The organism is Chitinophaga polysaccharea (genome assembly GCF_007829335.1).
Classification (GTDB): domain Bacteria; phylum Bacteroidota; class Bacteroidia; order Chitinophagales; family Chitinophagaceae; genus Chitinophaga; species Chitinophaga polysaccharea_B.
In genome coordinates, this window is sequence record NZ_VIWO01000001.1 from 789,067 (window position 1) to 807,117 (window position 18,051).

The window sequence follows — 18,051 nt, forward strand, 5'->3', positions numbered from 1 at the left end:
CAATGACTTTACTCAACTGGGAATATGATTTTACTCAACCGGGAACATGACATTTGTCAGTCATTTGTTGAAATGCCTTGGCAGAGAGCTTCTTACCCTGCCATTCGCTGCATCCGAAAGTGATCAGGATAATGCTGATAGAGCTGGCCGGCATTAGTATCGCGGCTACCAGGGGAGATAAAATACCCTGTACGGCAAAATACAGCCCGGTAATATTGTAAAGCACAGATAGAGCAAAGCTGATGAGGATAATACGTTTGTTGGCTTTGCACAATTGTATAAAGGAGAACAATGCAGGCAACTGTTTGGCGTCCATAATACCATCGCTGGCCGGCGTAAAATTATTACTGTCTTCCGTTATCGAAATGCCAATATCGCTTTGTTTGAGCGCTCCTGCATCATTGAGGCCATCTCCTATCATCATCACTTTTTTTCCTTGTTGTTGTAGGGAGATGATATAAGCAAGTTTATCAGCCGGCTTTTGTTCAAAAAGCAAGGTGGCCTTATTTCCCATCAGTTTTTGTAGCTTGTTGGCGGTATGATTGTTATCTCCTGAAAGTACAGACAGCGGATATTGTGTCTGTAATTGTTGCATGAGCTGCCGCAGGCCGCTGCGATACGTATTCCGGATGGTGAATAGGCCGGCCAGTTTTTCATTGATAGCAACGTATACCACGCTGCCTTCCTGTTCATTTTTTTTATGCGCGCCGGCGAAGTCGGCATTTCCCAGGCGGATAAAGTAGCCGTCTACCCAGCCGCACACGCCCTTACCAGTAAAATTTTGAAAGTCATGAACGGCAAGAGGCGCCGGGTTTCCGCAATAAGCTACGATGGCTTTACTCAGCGGGTGGCTGGACTGGGCAGCCAATGTAGCCACCAGTACTTCTTGTCCCGGGGTGAGTGCGGTGCCATAATAAACAACCGAGCTACCTGTTTTTCCGGTCAGCGTACCAGTTTTATCAAAAACGATATGCGTAGCGTTAGCCATATTTTCAATAGCCTGTGCATTGCGGAGATATAGCTGATGCCGGCTGAGAATGCGGAGAATATGCCCGTTGGTAAAAGACGATGCCAGTAGCAGGGCGCAGGGGCAGGCAATGATCAGGATCGCGGTAACCGCGGGCCATATACGTGCTGGCTCATGGATAGCCCAATAGCACGCGGTGATAGCAGCAATAAACAATACAATCCAGGTAAAGTAGCGGCTTAGCAGATGCACAAATGATACCTCTTTTTCCTCCTTATGTTTTAACTCATCACGGTTCCATAAGCTTGTCAGGTAGCTTTGCGCCACTTCCTTAATGGTAAGGATTTCCAGGCTACCATCTAATTGCCGTCCACCGGCATAAATAATTTCCCCGATAGATTTATGAACCGGAGCAGATTCGCCGGTTACAAAACTATAGTCTATCAATGCTTTTCCCCGGACAATTATGCCATCGGCGGGTACCAGTTCATTATATTGAATGCGGATGGTATCACCTGTTTTCAGGTCAGGAAGCGTAGTGGGCACTTCTTTGTTTTCCTTTAATACGGTAACGGCTATAGGAAAGTAAGCTGTATAGTCCCGGTCGAAGGAAAGCCCCTGGTAGGTTTTATCTTGCAGGATACGTCCTATCAGCATGAAGAAAACGATACCGGTCATCGAATCAAAATAGCCGGCTTGTCCCTGCCATACCTCTACCAGGCTACGGATAAAGGTGACAAAGATGGCTAGTACGATTGGCACATCGATATTGAGAAACCCATGTTTAAGCCCGCCCCAGGCGGATTTATAAAAGGCTTGTGCACTGTACAACAATACAGGCAGGGCCAGCACAAGATTCATATAACGGAAGAGGCGGTTGAAACTTTCATCGAGCCCACCGGCACCGGCGAAATAATCTGGGAAGCTGAGCAGCATAATGTTACCAAAACAAAAGCCCGCTACGCCCACCTGGTATACCAGCTGGCGGTTGGTCCGTGGTTTTTTATGCTGTAAATCCTGTAAGCTGATATAGGGCTCATAACCAATTGCGGTAAGTATTTCAGCCACTCTTCGCAAGGAAGTTTGTGTGTGTGAAAAAACGATGAGCACTTCTTTCTTACTGAAGTTAACGGTTACACGCAGGACCCCTGGTTCCAGTTTGTGTAAATTTTCCAGGAGCCATAAGCAGGAGCTGCAATGGATTTGTGGAATGTAAAAATTTACATGGGTTTGCGTATCATCTTTAAACAAGTATAACTGCTGGGCAATTTTTTCATCATCGAGGAACGCAAACTTATCATTCCTGGCAGTAATACGTTGATTTATACCCGGTTTGCTGTTCAGATCGTAGTATTCGCAAAGGTCGTACTGGTTAAGTATTTCATATACCATTTTACAACCCTGACAGCAAAATACTTTGTCCTGTATGGTGATATCGGTATCGAAACAATCCTCCCCGCAGTGATAACAGGACGTGAGCGTATTGGTATGTGAAGAAACTGCCATGCTGTTGGTATTTTGTGTATTTACAAAAGTACCGGTAGGGCTCCCGGGGAGCAATGACATGTGTCAAGGGGGAATATGATATTTATCAGGGTTATTCCTGCAGGTTGGCGGTCCTGATGATTTCCGGCATATCGAGCAGGCGGATTTTTTTACCTTCCAGCTCTATCATACCGTCTTTCTTGAATTCAGAGAGCAGGCGTATGGCCGACTCGGTGGCGGTGCCTACCAGGTTGGCGATCTCCTCGCGGGAAAGACGAACGCTGAGGGTATGTCCGTCGGCTTCCAGTCCGTAAGTTTCTTTGATGAAAAGCAGGGTTTCTGCCAGGCGTTCCCGTACGGGTTTTTGCGCCAGGTGGGTAATTTTCAGTTCGGCTTTGCGGAGTTCACTCGACAAGATGCGCATCATTTCAAAGGAAAGAGAAGCATCTTTTTGTAAGATATTGAGAAACAAATCTTTAGGAACAAAGCAAATAGAAGAGTCTTCCAGGGCGGTAGCCGTAGCAGTATATCTTTCATTGCTTAGCAGGGCTTTATACCCCATGATATCGCCGGCTTTCACCAGGCGTACAATTTGTTCCCGGCCGTCATCGCCGCTATGGGACAGCTTTATTTTGCCGTCGTTGATACAGTAAACACCGAATGGATAAGCCCCTTCATGGAAAATGACCTGTCCTTTTTTATAGACAGAACACACCTTTGCCTCTGAGAGAAGATCCAGATTGCATTGGTCCGCCTTGCAAAATATGGAAGAAAAGCGGTCCTTGCAGTTTTGACAGGAAGGATTGTGAATCGGTGTAGCCATAATCAATTTGCAAAAGTACTAATTTACACGGCCTTAACCAAAGTAAAAGTATTAGTGGAACTTTATTATTATATTATTTATAAACCATATGAGGTGCTGACAAGATTTACCCCGGAAGGGAATAAAGCTTGTCTGGCCGACTACTTTAAAGTACCGGGAGACGTATACCCGGTGGGGCGACTGGACTACGATAGCGAGGGGTTGTTGATCCTGACCAACGACAAGGCGCTGAATCAAAGGTTATTATCGCCCCAATATGCGCATGAGCGGGAGTATTGGGTACAGGTAGACGGGGCCATCACACCGGAGGCGATGCAGCGGCTGGAGGCTGGCGTCCGGATCAATATAGATGGAAAGGACTACCTTACTCGTCGTTGCAAGGGGGAGATACTGGCAGCAGAACCCGTATTGCCACCCCGTAACCCGCCTATCCGGTTCCGCAAGAGCATTCCGGCGCCTTGGATACGGCTGGTTTTAGCCGAGGGAAAGAACCGGCAGGTAAGGCGTATGACCGCTGCCGTTGGGTTCCCTACGTTGAGGCTTGTCCGTTACCGGATGGAGGACATCACCATTGCGGGTATGCAATCGGGCGATATCAGGCAGTTGAGCCGGGAGGAAATTTACCGCGGACTGAAAATAAAAGCCTTTAAAGACGGGCGCTGAGCACTTTTGAAAGGCCGATGGTAAAAAATCGGGCTTACCACTCCTCCATTGCTTTCAGCTTAGGCTTTATCCTTTCAGCTTTTTTAACTAGGTTTGTCACCTACAAATTTCTATTATGCTGAAATCAATGACCGGCTTCGGAAGGGCAGAAAGCACCAAAGGCGAAACAAGTATCGTAGTGGAGATCAAATCGCTGAACGGGAAGCAGTTTGAAGTGAATCTGAAGTTTTCTCCTTTGTTAAAGCCCTATGAGTTTGACATCCGCACCCTTATGCAGCAAACGTTGCAGAGAGGTACCCTGGATGCCACTATTAATATTCGCCAGAACGGCGCCACCCGTCCGGTTGTGATTAATACAGATCTTGCCAAATATTATTACCAGTCTATTACCGCGTTGTCCAATGAATTGGAGCTGCCGCAAACCGATATGCTGAATGTGTTGATGAAGCTCCCGGAAGTAGTAACACCAGCTACTGAGCAAATCACAGAAGAAGAATGGAAAGATGTGGAGACTACCCTGCGTCAGGCCCTGACCGACCTCGACAGTCATCGTATCGATGAAGGTCAGATGCTGGATGCCGATCTGCAGCAGCGTATCGATAATATAGATGCTTCTATGCAAAAAGTGCGTGAACTGGACCCACTTCGCAAAGACCGTATTCGTCAGCGCCTGGAAGGCTTACTGGCCGAACATGTAGGGAAAGAAAATGTGGATGGCAACCGCCTTGAACAAGAGCTGATCTTTTACCTGGAAAAACTGGATATCTCGGAAGAGTTGTCCCGACTGGAGAATCACCTCCGCTATTTCCGGGAAATCCTGAAAGATGCCGACGCCGCCAAAGGAAAGAAGCTGGGTTTTGTATTGCAGGAAATAGGCCGCGAAATCAATACCACAGGCTCCAAAGCCAATGATGCCGGTATTCAACAATGGGTAGTGCTGATGAAAGACGAATTGGAAAAAGCCAAAGAACAAGTTTTAAACGTTTTATAGTAAGGCACATCACCGTATGAAGCAACTTTTTCTGGCCACCGCAGGCTTATTATTGCTGGCAACAGCTTGTAAGCCTCCTAAAATGGATACTTACGAGAAAAACCTGGAAGTGCCGGGGCATGAGTGGTCCTATGATTACAAACCTACTTTTGAAGTAAACATACATCCGGAGGATACTGCTTACCTGTATAATATCTGCGTAAATATCAGGCATACCGATGCCTATCCCTACAGCAACATATGGGTATTGGTAGGTACGCAATACCCGGGCGACAGTATACCTAAAGAACAACGGGTAGAACTGCCGCTGGCAGATATCACTGGTAAATGGTCTGGTTCGGGTCTGGATGATATTTACGAGCACCGTATCTTCATCCAGCAGCGGGCCATCTTCAACAAACCAGGAACCTACAAATTTACCTTTGAACAGAATATGCGGCAAAATCCGCTCCCCCATGTGATGAATGTTGGTTTGCGGATCGAGAAAGCCGGTACCAGGCAATGATGAAAAGATTTTTCAATAAAATGCAGGAAGGAAAAACCGTTTCCTTCGTTTACTTCCTGGTGATGGCTTACACCATAGCCGCATTGGTATGGTGGGGCATTTTATTGTTCAGGCAAAGCGAACAAATCAAAGGCTTCGAACAACAAAACCTGTATCTCCGGGTCGATAGCCTTACACAACCGGTAGAACATCAGCTGGAGTTGCAAAGGATTAACAAGGAGGAACATATGCGCTCCTTTAAGTACCTGGGAGAAGGGATCATTTTCCTGGGCATTATCTTATTGGGGGCTGTATTTGTATACCGGGCCGTTTGGAAATATATGAAACTCAGCCGGCAACAGCAGAACTTTATGATGGCGGTAACGCACGAGTTGAAATCCCCGATAGCAGTAGCCAAACTAAACCTGGAAACGATCCGTAAACATAAGCTGGATGAGGAAACGCAGTTGAAGCTGCTCAACAATACGATCCGCGAAACGAACCGCCTCGACCAGTTATGCAACAACATTTTGCTGGCCGCACAGCTGGAAACGCATAAATACCGGCTTTTTAAGGAGCCGCTCGACTTTTCCTCGCTGGTATCCGGAAGTATTAAAGACCTCGATGGCCGTATAGGCACCCATCAGATCAATGCGGAAGTAATGCCGGATATATGGCTGGAAGGAGATAAGCTTACCCTGCAGATTATTGTTAACAACCTGGTGGAGAATGCCGCTAAATATGCCCCCAAGAATACTACCATCCTCGTAAAACTCTTTGAGAGCAACAAGGAGCTGAAATTACAGGTAATTGATGAAGGACCAGGTATCCCCGATGAAGAGAAAGGTCGCATCTTCCTAAAGTTTTACCGGGTGGGCAACGAAAATACCCGCAATGCAAAAGGATCTGGACTGGGGTTATTCCTCACGGCTAAGATCGTAGAACAACATGGCGGCAGTATCGAAGTAAAGGATAATGTACCGGTTGGTAGTTGTTTTGAAATAACCTTGCCTGAATATTCCATTCAAACAGCGTAAATTAGATGAAGGATTGGTGAATATCAATAACCCGGATTCGATGTAAAATCAAACATTAACACATGAAGGAAGCGACAAAGGCATCAATACTGCTGGTGGAAGATGAAGAAAATCTTCAGGAAGCGCTGAAGCTGAACCTGGAGCTGGAAGGATATGAAGTAACGGCAGTAGATAACGGTACAGCTGCGCTGAAAGCAGTTAAAAACGAATATTTCGACCTTATTATATTGGACATCATGTTGCCCGAAATGGATGGTATTGCTGTATGTGAAAACATACGCATTCAGAATAATGAGATACCCATCCTTTTCCTCAGCGCCAAAAACAGTAGTGCCGACCGTGTACTGGGGCTAAAGAAAGGGGGCGATGATTATATGACCAAACCCTTTAACCTGGAAGAGTTATTACTTCGGGTTGAGAAGCTGATCGTAAAAAATAAGAAGATCCAGGATAAAGACAGTGTACCCAATGTATATCGCTTTGGAGATAATACTATTGACTTTGCCGCACAGGAGTGTATTGGCAAAGACGGTAAACACTATGAGCTGAGCAAGAAGGAAGCTATGCTCCTGAAGCTGCTGATCGAAAATAAAGGCGAAGTAGTTACCCGCGAAAAGATATTACAGGTAGTATGGGGATATAACGTATACCCTACCACGCGTACTATTGATAACTTTATCCTCAATTTCCGTAAGTATTTTGAAGAAGACAGCCGTAATTCCCGCTATTTCCACTCTGTAAGAGGCGTTGGATATAAATTTACAGAAGCATAACCAGTTGTTTTTCTGCCTTATGCCTGCAAAGGGTATAAGGCAGAAAGCAAAATGCTTTTAGCCACTTTTCATCTCAATCTCCCCACTTTCCCCTGAAATTCGACCTCATAGTAAATCCCCCTTTCCCGTGGTGCTGAATTAGCCGATATTTATTCTGCTTATATGAGATGAAGTGCATCCTGTAAACCTAATTTGTGGCACAACATTATACGTACATAGTCTTTGCTGCGGAGTGGCCCTTGTGGCTGTTTTTTTTGTTAAGTCTCGTTACCCTAATAGTATTTTTTGCCCTGCGGGAAAGAAAAATCAGGAGAGCTTCAGCGAAAGAAATAACCAAACACCATGCGCTGGTTAACCTGGAACTACATGCCTTCCAGGCGCAGATGGACCCTCATTTTATTTTTAATAGCCTCAACGCTATTCATCATTATATCCTTACTACCAGTACGGATATGGCCTCCCTATACCTCACCCGTTTTTCCCGTTTGATGCGCCTCATGATCGGGAACTTCAATAAAGAATGGATTTCTCTCCAGGATGAACTGGACGCACTGGAACTATATATACAGCTGGAGCAACTACGCTTCGATGAGCAGTTCAACTACCAGATAAATGTACTGCCGGATGTGAACAAGCAATTTACTTTAATACCTCCCCTGATTATTCAACCTTACGTGCAATACGCTATCTGGCATCGCCTGTTGTTAAGACCCCAGAAGTCAGGTGGACAGCTGCTGATCACCATCTGTAAAGAAAAAGACCGCCTGTTTATACAGCTGGAAGATAATGGGGTATTGATTACGGAAATACTGGATAGCACCGGCGAGCGCCAGGCATCCGGTATCGACATTGCCTCGGAACGGTTGTATATGATGAGTGAAAAATATCATATGCAGGCCAGTATTAAAGCGCTGCAGATATACGACGCCTCCCTTGCGCCCACTGCTAACAGGTTGATTATTAGTATGCAACATGTGGGAGCCTGCCAATCTCTGGCTGGCTAAGTCTTTAATTGGGTCATATGCCATTAATTGCTTAATTTCTACATGGATTTTGGGGCTCAATGACCATATAAACTTCATCTCAACGCAAACCTGCAATCACAATCTTATTACTTTAACGTATGCGTACCATCATTGTAGATGATGAGAAACATAGTCGGGATGCATTACAAATAATGTTGGAAAGGTATTGTCCGCATGTTGTCTTACAAGCGGTTTGTGGAAACGGCCTCGAGGCCATTCACGCGATTAATAACTTGCACCCTCAACTAGTTTTCCTGGATGTGGAGATGCCCGGAATAGACGGTTTCCAGGTACTTGAAGCCTGTAACCACCGTGATTTTTCCGTCATTTTCATCACAGCTTATGATCAATATGCCCTGGAGGCTATTCATCACAGCGCACTGGACTTCCTGCTCAAACCGATAGACTCGAAAGAGTTGCGGCTAGCGGTAGAAAAAGCCGGTTTGCAAACGCATGCCGATAAAACAGAAAAGTTGGATAACTTGTTGCAGTTCCTGCAACAACAGCTCGGGCAGGACGAAAGAATGGCATTGCCAACCCTGAACGGGTTGCAAATGGTTACTGCCCGGAATATTATTTATTGCAGATCTATCGGCGCGCAAACCCGGTTGCATTTACAGATGCCAGACAAGCCAGTGCTGGTACACCGCACCTTGCCCGAAATGGAAGTCTGGCTATCCGGTAAAGGGTTCTTCCGGGTACATAATAGCTTCCTGATTAACCTGTCGTTTATGAACAAGTATATTAAGGGAGATGGGGGAGAAATAATTATGAGTGATGGCTATTGTGTACCGGTAGCCCGCGAAAAGAAACACGACTTTTTACTGCGGATAGAGCGATTATAAGTATTACAGCCGTTTAATATACGAACAACTTATCCAGCCGCTTTTGCCGTCTGCCAGTTCTATTTTACAGAAATCAGCGGTGGCATCGGTAATATGTACTTTCATGCCCTCTCCTACTTCAAAGGCATCCCGGCTGTTTTCATCGGGCGCCGTTTTCGCTTTAATATTGGCGTTCATGACGATGCCTGTTTGATGATTATTGGCAGAAAGGTAAGTATCTACCGCCATGAGCAGGTAAAGCGCACATAAAGCGCCCAGCACATAGGTGCCCCATTTTACAAAATGGTTTCTCCATCCGGGTGTATAAACATTCATTATGATGCCGGCTATCAGTAGCCAGAAAAGCACTACGGCGCCTATTGCCCAGCCATTTGCTTTGTGCAGGTGTTGTAACTGCAACCACCATTGCTGGAAAAACACCAGCGGTAATTCCTCTACGAAGCCATTCACTTTTTGATTTACCAGGTCGAGGTTATGTTTCACTGCAGCATCGTTGGGAGATAGCTCCAGCGCTTTTTCGTAGTTGTATACTGCCAGCCCGGGTTTACCGGCTTTATACCAGGCATTACCGGCATTAAAATAAAGCGCTTTTTGTGTATGTCCTTCATCCAGCAACGCCTGGTAAGCCCTGGCGGCTTCGGTGTATTTGCTTTGGTTAAAAAGGAGGTTGGCCTCTTCAAAGCGATGCTGTGGATTAGCGCTGGGGGCAGATTGGCCGCGTCCAACGGAAAACGTGAACAACAATGCTATCGCTAAAAACGCCGGTTTAATATGTTGATGATAGTTCAGCATGGTTCAATTAATTCTTTAACGCCTGTTCCAGGTTACTGATAATAGTCACGGCTTGTTCGTAGGTCCCCTGCATTTTACGATTATCCTGTCCTGGTGCATACAGGGCTACTTCGCAGTTATCGATCAGGCTAAACAGGTCGTGGGTATTGCTGCCATTGATGTGGCGCACATTTAGTTTTTCCTGTACCAGTTGCTTGCTCAGGTCGGCCATGGGTATTTTCAGTTTGGTACTGAGATATCCCCAAACAGCGCGGGAAGTTTCTTCATAAAATGCCTTATCCTTTCCTTCCTTCAGGTAACGGGCGGCCAGTTCCAGTCGCTTCAGGGCTACTTTGTTGGCATAGCGGAGTTTGAGCGCAGCAGCGTTGGTGGTATTATAGTCTTTTCTGCGTTTATTCAGGATAATACCGGCAGCTGCGAGTAATGGCAGCAGCAGTAAGATATAAAACCAGGGACTGAGGACAAACCAGCTATGATGGCGGGTCCAGTCGAGTACGCCGGTATCATTTTTCACCAGTTCATTCCTGGCCACGCCAAAGTCCTGTTTATCTTGTTTTATATGCTTACCCTGGGCCACGTGAATATTGAAAGGCTCGGAGCGCAAGGTTTTAAAGCTATTGGCTTCCGGGTCGAAGTAAGAAAATTCTACTGCGGGGATGGTATGATCGCCTGCTTCCTGGGGCATCAGTACATATTCAAAAGTACGTTTGCCGGAGAGCGGATTGCTGTTTTTTTCGATATCGTCGGTAACCTTGGGGTCGTATTTGTCGAAACCTGCAGGGACGTCTATTTTGGGAGAGTTAAGCAGATTTACGTTACCCTGGCCGTTGATGGTTACTTTCAGGGTAAGTGCATCATCTGTGGTGAGTTTATTTTTATCCACCACGGCGGTCATATTGAACTTACCTACTGCGCCATTATAGCTAACCGGGCGTCCGTCTACCGGTACAGGTTTTACTGTAATGCTGATAGGATTGCTCTGTATTTTGTACGGAACGTCCTGGTATTCAACTTCCGGACGGTTAAAGAAGTCATCAAAGAAAGGATCTTTAAAGGCAGGATCGTTGAAGAAATCTTCAAACGGATCTTTGCCCCCCCGTCCGCCGTTATTACGTTTGCTGCTCACCATTTTTACGAGCCTTACCTGGTTGTCTACTTCTACCGGGTCCAGCTCCAGGGTACCTGATTGCAGGGGGAACAGTAAAGTTTTGCGGATGGTAAATACTTTATAGGGAATACCATTCACCCGTTCTTCGGTGGCCTGGGGTGGATTGGGCAATTCAATATCTTTTGCGGAAAAGCCTTTAAAGGCAGGTACTTTGGTAACGCTGGAATTAGTTGGGAGCCTGGTGTATAGTTTATACGTTGCCGTTAGTTGCTGTCCTTCGTATAAATTGGTTTTATCCACCTCTACTTTCAGGAAAATATTTTTCTTCAGCTTTTCATTGATGTCTTCTCCTTTTTTCAGGAATCCTTCGGGAAGGTCTTCTCCGCCCTGGCCGCGGTGGGATGGATAGGCCCCGGCAGATGCAGGTGGCTGCTGTTGTTGTTGCTGTTGCGCATTGCCTTTTCTGACTTCAATCAACACCGGGTTTGATTTTACCACGTTCCCATTTACGCGGGCCTGTGCGCCGGCAATGGTGAAGCTGCCTACATGTTTGGGTTGAAGGAGATAGCTAAGTGCTATGTATTCAGAACGTTTACCGTTGAAGATGGATTGCCCCTGCATTTGTGAAGGCCCCTGGAGCACTTCAAAATCTTTAAAGCTGGGTGGTGTAAAGCTGGTCACATTGCTCCCATTTTCCAGCATAAACTGGATCTGGAACGGTTCATCCTGCGTCACGGTGTTATTGCTCACAGTAGTCGTAAAGCGGAACTCCTGCGCAAACGCGCTGGCTACCAGTCCCAGGCAAAACAAGATGGAGTAAATACACTTCCTTATGCTAATTCTGTACATCATAAATTATGTCAACAAATTTAACCAAAGCCGCGCTGGAAGCGAGGCAAGCCCCGTTAAAAGTTAGTTAAAACATTTTAATATGTTCTAAATTAGTTATTCAGATCTTTTGCGTTGCTGTCATTATCCGAATAACTAAAATTGCTCATGTGATGAAAGGATCAAATGTCTCCCAGCATGGGTCTGAGCAGGATTTCCTCTACAACCGTTTGTTTGGCCAGGGACCAGGCCGACCAAATCACACTGGCTATATCTTCCGGGGGCATCATCCTGTCGGCGGGCGCTTCGAAGCCATCCCAGGAAGCGGTTAAGGTAGGACCCGGACTTACTGTAGTTACCTTGATATGATGAGGGATCAGTTCTTCTCTTAAATTTTTGCTGAACCCCAATAAGGCATGTTTGGTAATACCATAAGACCCGCCATTGGGATAAGCTTTATAGCTGGCTGTAGAACAGAGATTGAAGATATGCCCGTTGCGATGAGGGATCATGGCTGGCAACAACGCCCTGGTGAGGTGGTAGGCACTGTATACGTTCACCGCCATCAACTTTTCCAGCAGTCCATCTTCTTCTTGCTGCAGGGCGCCAGGGATAAAGATGCCGGCATTATTTACCAGTATATCTATACGGGAGAAAGTGGCCATCACTTTACCTGCAAAGGCCAATACCTGTGATTTATCTCCCATATCTACACTTTCTGCCAGTATGGTAGCGTTCGGATTCTTTTGCTGGATCGTTGCTTTGGCATCGGCCAATGCGCCGGCATGTCTTGCGCAAATGGCCACGTTACATCCTTCCTGTGCCAGTTTCTCAGCAATGGCCTTTCCAATGCCTTTGCTGGCGCCTGTAATAACTGCGTTCATATTTTTTCCTCGTTAATGCAGTAAAATAATGAATTTACTTTGAATGCCCTTGCTTACGCTCATCCTTCTGGGCAGTATTTAGTACCTTTGCGGTGCCATGAAGTATAAACATCTTTTCTTTGACCTGGACCATACACTCTGGGACTTTGAAACCAATGAACAGGAAACCTTGCAGGAGCTGTACAATAGCCATGCTTTAGAGCGGAGAGGAATACCAACTTTTGAGGCGTTTTCCGTTTCTTATGTAGATCATAATGAGCGTTTGTGGGACCGATTCCGTAAGGGATTTATCACCCGCCATGAATTGCGCGACAAGCGCTTCCGCCTTACATTGCTGGATTTCAAAATCGGGGATGAGGCATTGACCCAAAAACTCAGTGAACAATTCCTGGAAATATTACCTGCCAAGAAGGCATTATTCCCGGAAACTAAGGAAACACTGGACTACCTGGCTGCAAAAGGTTATCCAATGCACATGATCACCAACGGGTTTGAAGAAACCCAGTTGCTGAAGATGAAAAACTCGGGAATCGACCATTATTTCACCCATATCATTACTTCTGAGCTGGCAGGCAGCTTAAAGCCCTACCGCGAAATCTTTGATTTTGCGATAGGCCGTGCGGCTACCAGCGCCACAGAAAGCATCATGGTCGGTGATGCGATGGAACTGGATATTAAAGGCGCCCATGGCGTAGGCATGGACCAGGTATACTTTAATCCGGCTAAGCCACCAGTGGACTTCCAGCCTACTTATGTAATTAATCACCTGCGTGAGTTAAGAAGTATTTTATAAGCGCCTGAAAACGGCACAAAAAAAGCGAAGCATTTCATGAATGCTTCGCTTTTTTTATGATGTTTCGCCGCCCCTGGAGGAGCAGCTTCTATTGTGCTTTTGCTTTCGTTTTATTCACGGCAGCCAATCTCAGGTTGGCGGTTTTAGACGGTTGCTGACAACAGCTTTTCCCTTTGGCAGTGGTGCAGGTAGCTGCCGTGCAATCCTTTTTTACAACAGGTTTGCTTTTGGTTTTTTCCTGGGCCAGTGCCACGCCGGCTAATAACAGGAAGGTGGTAACACCGGTAAAAGCTTTCTTTATCATATGAAACCGTTTATTTTTAAAGATACTAGATTTTAGCAATAACGGAAATCCCGCCCTGTACCACTTGTTCCAGCTGTACGGCTACTTCTGTACCAATAGGCAGGTAAAGGTCTACCCGGGAGCCGAACTTAATAAAGCCCATTTCCTCATTCTGTTTCACCTCCATACCCGGTTTCAGGTAGTTTACAATCCTGCGGGCCAATGCGCCGGCAATTTGTCTTACCAGGATATCTGTTTTACCGTTACCGATTACAACAGAATGTCTTTCATTTTCGGTAGAAGATTTGGGGTGCCAGGCCACCAGGTACTTACCAGGGTGGTATTGCGACAGTTTTACGGTGCCGCTGATTGGGTTACGGTTTACGTGTACGTTAGCCGGGCTCATGAAGATAGACACCTGCAGGCGTTTATCTTTAAAATACTCTGGTTCATATACTTCTTCAATTACCACTACTTTACCGTCGCAGGGTGAAACAACGAGTGAATCACCGGTTGTATATTGTCTGGAAGGAATGCGAAAGAATGAAACGATGAACAGGAAGAACGCCAGGGAAATAATGGCGATCGTCCAGCACAAGCCGGGAGCAGCGCCAAACCAATAACATACTGCTCCGTTAATTAACGCCAGTACCAGGAATACAAGGGAAATGGTAGCAAATCCTTCACGATGGATCTTCATTGTTTTTTTATTAGATGATTGATGTATGTGTTTAGTCTGCTGCGAAGTTACTTCAATTCAATTTTTTTAGCATACGAAATTATGTCAGGCCATCATAAAGAACTGAACATAAATCCAGGCGAAGGGAGCGGCCAGGAGCATTGAATCGAACCGGTCGAGGAAGCCGCCATGGCCAGGCATAATATTACCGGAATCTTTTACACCCGCCATTCTTTTGAGCTTAGACTCAATCAGGTCGCCGATGGTGCCAAAAATGGCCGCAATGAGGGCCAATACGATCCAGTGTTGCAACGCCAGGTATTCACCTCCCCAGAAGTGGCCGTAAACGCCGGCGGTGGCTACTGCCAGGATCATCCCTCCCACCGTACCTTCTATGGTTTTTTTCGGAGAAATTGCAGGCGCAAAAGGTGTTCGTCCTATGAGGGAGCCCACAATATAGGCCATGGTATCATTAATCCAGATAAAAATAATGAGTAACAGGGGGATCAGCCATCCGGGGGCTGTTCCTACATTATCGGCTGTATAGTGAATATTGATGGCGTTTAAGCGGATATTGATCAGCAGCCCGAAAGGGATGATGGTATACAGCAGGCCAATAGCCGAGTAGCCAATATTTTTTAAAGAAAAGTCCTTACTCATTAACACTTCTCCCAAGGGCATTACCAGCAGGAATATGACGGTGGTCCACCAGCCAATGAGCCCGGTAGGGATATGTGCCACGCTAAAATTATTGCCGGTAAAGGTGAGCAGAATAGCTGCTCCGGCAATGGTGGCGCCCCACTTATGCCAGGAAGTAATGCCGGCATAATCGGCATCGATATGGCGTATGAGTTTAAAATATTCCTGGAGCGCACAACAGCCTACCAGGAAGAAGAGTAGGAAAAAGGTATAGTCGGCCCATAAAATACCCCCCAGCATTACTGCCACAAACACAAGCGCTGAGGCAGTGCGGGTGAAAAAAGTCTTCATTATATGTTGTCTGTTGATTAGAATGTACCCGCAAAAGTGGACAAATTTACGGCACGAAGCAAATTTCCACACCGAAGCCCTGACCCCGGTGTGTTGCTGCGGCCCTCCTATTCAGCATCTACCTGATTGGGGTCGCCGGTGGGCAAATTGTTGTGATTATGCACCAGGCTTTTGGCCGTTTCTTCCTGCGATTGATGCACATATAGTTCTGCCTGGCCGGGCAGGGTAATATTGTAGGAAGAGGATTGACGGTTCAGTAAAACAGCGTCAATTCCGTTGTCCAGCAGCATTCCCTTTACAATTTCCGCCTCAAAGGGCCGGTCGCTCGAAAATATTTTAACCCAGTCTTTTTCCATAATACAGCTTTTAGGTCTTGTTAAGATTACAAATTTCCGTCCTTTCCTATCTCATCCACATCACCAACGGTGCTTTTATTTTCCCTGGTTATCATGGCTCCGGCGGGCGACTTTTGCTTCAGTGCCCAAAACAGGCCGATAGTTACAGGAATACTCAAAGCTACGTAATACCACTCGATATGGCTATCGCCCTGGGGGTCCTCTTTTACTATTCCATGCTGGAAAAGGTATAGCATCACTACCTGCAGGCCATTATTCAATACATGGGCGCCAATGGCCAGCCAGAGATTACCACTAATGACATAAATAGCTCCCAGTGCAAAACCCAGCAATACCCGGGGTACGAATGCCAATATTTCCATATGGATAGCGCTGAAGATAACGGCAGTGATAAATATACTCAGCCATACTTTCCCAGTGGCGTTGATGATTAACCGTTGTAAAACACCCCGGAAAAAAAGCTCTTCCCCAATAGCTGGTATGATAGCCACCAGTATAAGGTTTATAAACAAGTCCTTTATAGTAGGCATTTTGAGCATAACGCCCAGCAGCTTTTCTGCCAACGCCTCCATATCCTTAACCGATTGTGGTACCTGCCAGGTTTGGTTCCACTCGCCCAGGGCGCCCGACAGTGGTAATACGCCGAACATTGCCAAGAGGGCCAAAATCCACAGAATGGCTTTGGACGGGAGTTTTAAGCCCAGGTAAGACATGGGATAAGGTTGCCACAGGTAGGCAAAAATGGCCGCTGGCACCAGGAAGGCAATGATGGTATAAGCGAGTTGTATTATTTTCAGATAGCCGACAAAGTTAGGATCCAGGGTTCTTTGGAGGGCATCCAGGCTTTGACCGGTGATGGTGGGTGTTAATGATTGAATACCCACTACATACAAAGCAGAGAAGCCAAAGAAAAAGCCAAAGAAGGTAAGGAACTGTAATAAAATGGGCGATTGTTTCAGGCAACCAATCATAAGAGAATACTGTATTAAATTTGCGTAAATTTACAGCGCGAAATTCACTTTGCAGTCAGCTTCCTGGTAACGATAGCTGCCCTTTTTCAGGACATTACTGCAAAAAAATCCTGCTTGTAAAAGAAATAGTATATAAAATATTAAAATAATAACTACCGCGAAACCTGCTGTGGTTATATAAATTATGGTGAAGATAGGAAATATTGAACTGGGAGAATTCCCTTTATTACTGGCGCCCATGGAAGATGTGAGCGATCCGCCTTTTCGTGCGGTATGCAAGGATAATGGGGCTGATCTGATGTACACGGAGTTCATATCTTCAGAAGGATTGATCCGGGATGCCATTAAAAGCCGGAAGAAGCTGGACATCTTTGATTACGAACGCCCGGTAGGGATACAGATTTTTGGAGGAGATGAAGAGTCGCTGTCGATGGCTGCCCAGATCGTAGAGGCCACCAACCCCGATTTGCTGGATATTAACTTTGGCTGCCCGGTAAAGAAAGTGGCCTGTAAAGGCGCCGGAGCGGGTATCTTAAAAGATATCCCTAAAATGGTAAAACTGACGGCTGCTGTAGTAAAGGCAACCAGGCTGCCGGTAACCATTAAAACCCGCCTGGGCTGGGATGAGGAAACCAAGAATATAGAAGACGTAGCGGAAAGATTACAGGATGTAGGCATCAAAGCCCTCACCATTCACGGCCGTACCCGTACCCAGATGTATAAAGGAAGCGCCGACTGGACCCTGATCGGAAAAGTAAAAAGTAATCCACGCATACAAATTCCTATCTTTGGTAACGGTGACATATGTACGCCGGAGCAGGCAATAGCCGCCAGGGCGAAATATGGCGTAGATGGTGTGATGATTGGCCGTGCTGCTATCGGTTATCCATGGATTTTCCGGGAGATCAAGCATTTTATGAAGACTGGCGAACATTTACCCTTACCAACTGTTTTAGAAAGAGTGGAAGTTTGTAAAAAGCACCTTCACCACTCTGTTGCCTGGAAAGGAGAGGTAGTAGGCATACTGGAAATGCGCCGGCACTACACGAATTATCTCAAAGGACTGCCGCATATAAAGGAATTCAGACAACAATTAGTAACTTACAATACATTAGCTCAGATAGAAGAAGTACTAGACGCGGTTGTGTTACAATACAAAGATCATATATTCGAAAGGGCTGCTCCCCAGTTAGCTGCACACGATTTTCTGCCAGCTGATAATGAAATGGCTGGTTGTAACGTTTACGGATAAACGGATAACCCCAGGATATAAA

19 protein-coding genes are annotated in these 18,051 nt (G+C 46.0%); 9 read left to right on the plus strand and 10 right to left on the minus strand.

Going from position 1 to position 18,051, the window contains the following annotated elements:
- Window positions 1–34: 34 nt before the first annotated feature.
- Window positions 35–2,473 carry a heavy metal translocating P-type ATPase gene (locus FHW36_RS03375; RefSeq protein WP_145662216.1) on the minus strand — a complete coding sequence of 813 codons (2,439 nt, stop codon included), beginning with the start codon at window positions 2,471–2,473 and terminating at the stop codon, window positions 35–37.
- A 91-nt stretch (window positions 2,474–2,564) separates the two neighbouring features.
- The gene (locus FHW36_RS03380) at window positions 2,565–3,275 is read right to left on the minus strand and encodes a Crp/Fnr family transcriptional regulator (protein ID WP_145662219.1); all 711 of its coding nucleotides are present in this window, start codon (window positions 3,273–3,275) and stop codon (window positions 2,565–2,567) included.
- 54 nt (window positions 3,276–3,329) lie between these two features.
- Here FHW36_RS03380 and FHW36_RS03385 point away from each other — a divergent pair, with 54 nt between their 5' ends.
- From FHW36_RS03385 to FHW36_RS03415, 7 genes are all read left to right on the plus strand, one after another.
- Window positions 3,330–3,938: a pseudouridine synthase gene (locus tag FHW36_RS03385; RefSeq protein ID WP_145662222.1), complete on the plus strand. Its 609-nt coding sequence runs from the start codon at window positions 3,330–3,332 to the stop codon at window positions 3,936–3,938.
- A 115-nt stretch (window positions 3,939–4,053) separates the two neighbouring features.
- Entirely contained in the window at window positions 4,054–4,929 is an 876-nt protein-coding gene (locus FHW36_RS03390) for a YicC/YloC family endoribonuclease (protein WP_145662232.1), read from the plus strand.
- Window positions 4,930–4,945: 16 nt separating this feature from the next.
- Window positions 4,946–5,434, plus strand: coding sequence for a gliding motility lipoprotein GldH (locus tag FHW36_RS03395; RefSeq protein ID WP_145662235.1), 489 nt, complete (start codon window positions 4,946–4,948; stop codon window positions 5,432–5,434).
- The gene (locus FHW36_RS03400) at window positions 5,431–6,450 is read left to right on the plus strand and encodes a sensor histidine kinase (protein WP_246121053.1); all 1,020 of its coding nucleotides are present in this window, start codon (window positions 5,431–5,433) and stop codon (window positions 6,448–6,450) included. The genes FHW36_RS03395 and FHW36_RS03400 overlap by 4 nt, the downstream gene beginning before the upstream one ends.
- A 62-nt stretch (window positions 6,451–6,512) precedes the next feature.
- Window positions 6,513–7,223, plus strand: coding sequence for a response regulator transcription factor (locus FHW36_RS03405; RefSeq protein ID WP_145662239.1), 711 nt, complete (start codon window positions 6,513–6,515; stop codon window positions 7,221–7,223).
- A 194-nt stretch (window positions 7,224–7,417) separates the two neighbouring features.
- Entirely contained in the window at window positions 7,418–8,227 is an 810-nt protein-coding gene (locus FHW36_RS03410; protein ID WP_145662242.1) for a sensor histidine kinase, read from the plus strand.
- Window positions 8,228–8,346: 119 nt separating this feature from the next.
- Complete coding sequence (locus FHW36_RS03415) at window positions 8,347–9,093, plus strand: LytR/AlgR family response regulator transcription factor (RefSeq protein ID WP_145662245.1); 747 nt, start codon at window positions 8,347–8,349, stop codon at window positions 9,091–9,093.
- Between the two features lie 3 nt (window positions 9,094–9,096).
- On the opposite strand, the gene FHW36_RS03420 is transcribed toward FHW36_RS03415, so the two are convergent.
- The 3 genes from FHW36_RS03420 to FHW36_RS03430 form a co-directional block, all read right to left on the minus strand.
- The gene (locus FHW36_RS03420; protein ID WP_145662248.1) at window positions 9,097–9,885 is read right to left on the minus strand and encodes a tetratricopeptide repeat protein; all 789 of its coding nucleotides are present in this window, start codon (window positions 9,883–9,885) and stop codon (window positions 9,097–9,099) included.
- Between the two features lie 7 nt (window positions 9,886–9,892).
- Window positions 9,893–11,845, minus strand: a complete 1,953-nt coding sequence (locus FHW36_RS03425) for a BatD family protein (protein ID WP_145662251.1) — start codon at window positions 11,843–11,845, stop codon at window positions 9,893–9,895.
- Window positions 11,846–12,003: 158 nt separating this feature from the next.
- Window positions 12,004–12,705, minus strand: a complete 702-nt coding sequence (locus FHW36_RS03430) for an SDR family oxidoreductase (RefSeq protein WP_145662254.1) — start codon at window positions 12,703–12,705, stop codon at window positions 12,004–12,006.
- Between the two features lie 97 nt (window positions 12,706–12,802).
- Here FHW36_RS03430 and FHW36_RS03435 point away from each other — a divergent pair, with 97 nt between their 5' ends.
- The gene (locus tag FHW36_RS03435; protein ID WP_145662257.1) at window positions 12,803–13,498 is read left to right on the plus strand and encodes a YjjG family noncanonical pyrimidine nucleotidase; all 696 of its coding nucleotides are present in this window, start codon (window positions 12,803–12,805) and stop codon (window positions 13,496–13,498) included.
- 88 nt (window positions 13,499–13,586) lie between these two features.
- On the opposite strand, the gene FHW36_RS03440 is transcribed toward FHW36_RS03435, so the two are convergent.
- From FHW36_RS03440 to FHW36_RS03460, 5 genes are all read right to left on the minus strand, one after another.
- Window positions 13,587–13,802, minus strand: a complete 216-nt coding sequence (locus tag FHW36_RS03440) for a hypothetical protein (RefSeq protein ID WP_145662260.1) — start codon at window positions 13,800–13,802, stop codon at window positions 13,587–13,589.
- A gap of 25 nt (window positions 13,803–13,827) precedes the next feature.
- Window positions 13,828–14,481, minus strand: a complete 654-nt coding sequence (locus FHW36_RS03445) for a phosphatidylserine decarboxylase family protein (RefSeq protein ID WP_145662262.1) — start codon at window positions 14,479–14,481, stop codon at window positions 13,828–13,830.
- 84 nt (window positions 14,482–14,565) lie between these two features.
- Complete coding sequence (locus tag FHW36_RS03450; protein ID WP_145662265.1) at window positions 14,566–15,450, minus strand: phosphatidate cytidylyltransferase; 885 nt, start codon at window positions 15,448–15,450, stop codon at window positions 14,566–14,568.
- 107 nt (window positions 15,451–15,557) lie between these two features.
- Complete coding sequence (locus tag FHW36_RS03455; RefSeq protein ID WP_145662268.1) at window positions 15,558–15,806, minus strand: putative signal transducing protein; 249 nt, start codon at window positions 15,804–15,806, stop codon at window positions 15,558–15,560.
- Window positions 15,807–15,832: 26 nt separating this feature from the next.
- Window positions 15,833–16,777: a CPBP family intramembrane glutamic endopeptidase gene (locus tag FHW36_RS03460; RefSeq protein WP_145662271.1), complete on the minus strand. Its 945-nt coding sequence runs from the start codon at window positions 16,775–16,777 to the stop codon at window positions 15,833–15,835.
- A gap of 184 nt (window positions 16,778–16,961) precedes the next feature.
- On the opposite strand from FHW36_RS03460, the gene dusB reads away from it, so the two are divergent.
- Complete coding sequence (gene dusB, locus FHW36_RS03465) at window positions 16,962–18,029, plus strand: tRNA dihydrouridine synthase DusB (RefSeq protein ID WP_145662274.1); 1,068 nt, start codon at window positions 16,962–16,964, stop codon at window positions 18,027–18,029.
- Window positions 18,030–18,051: the final 22 nt, after the last annotated feature.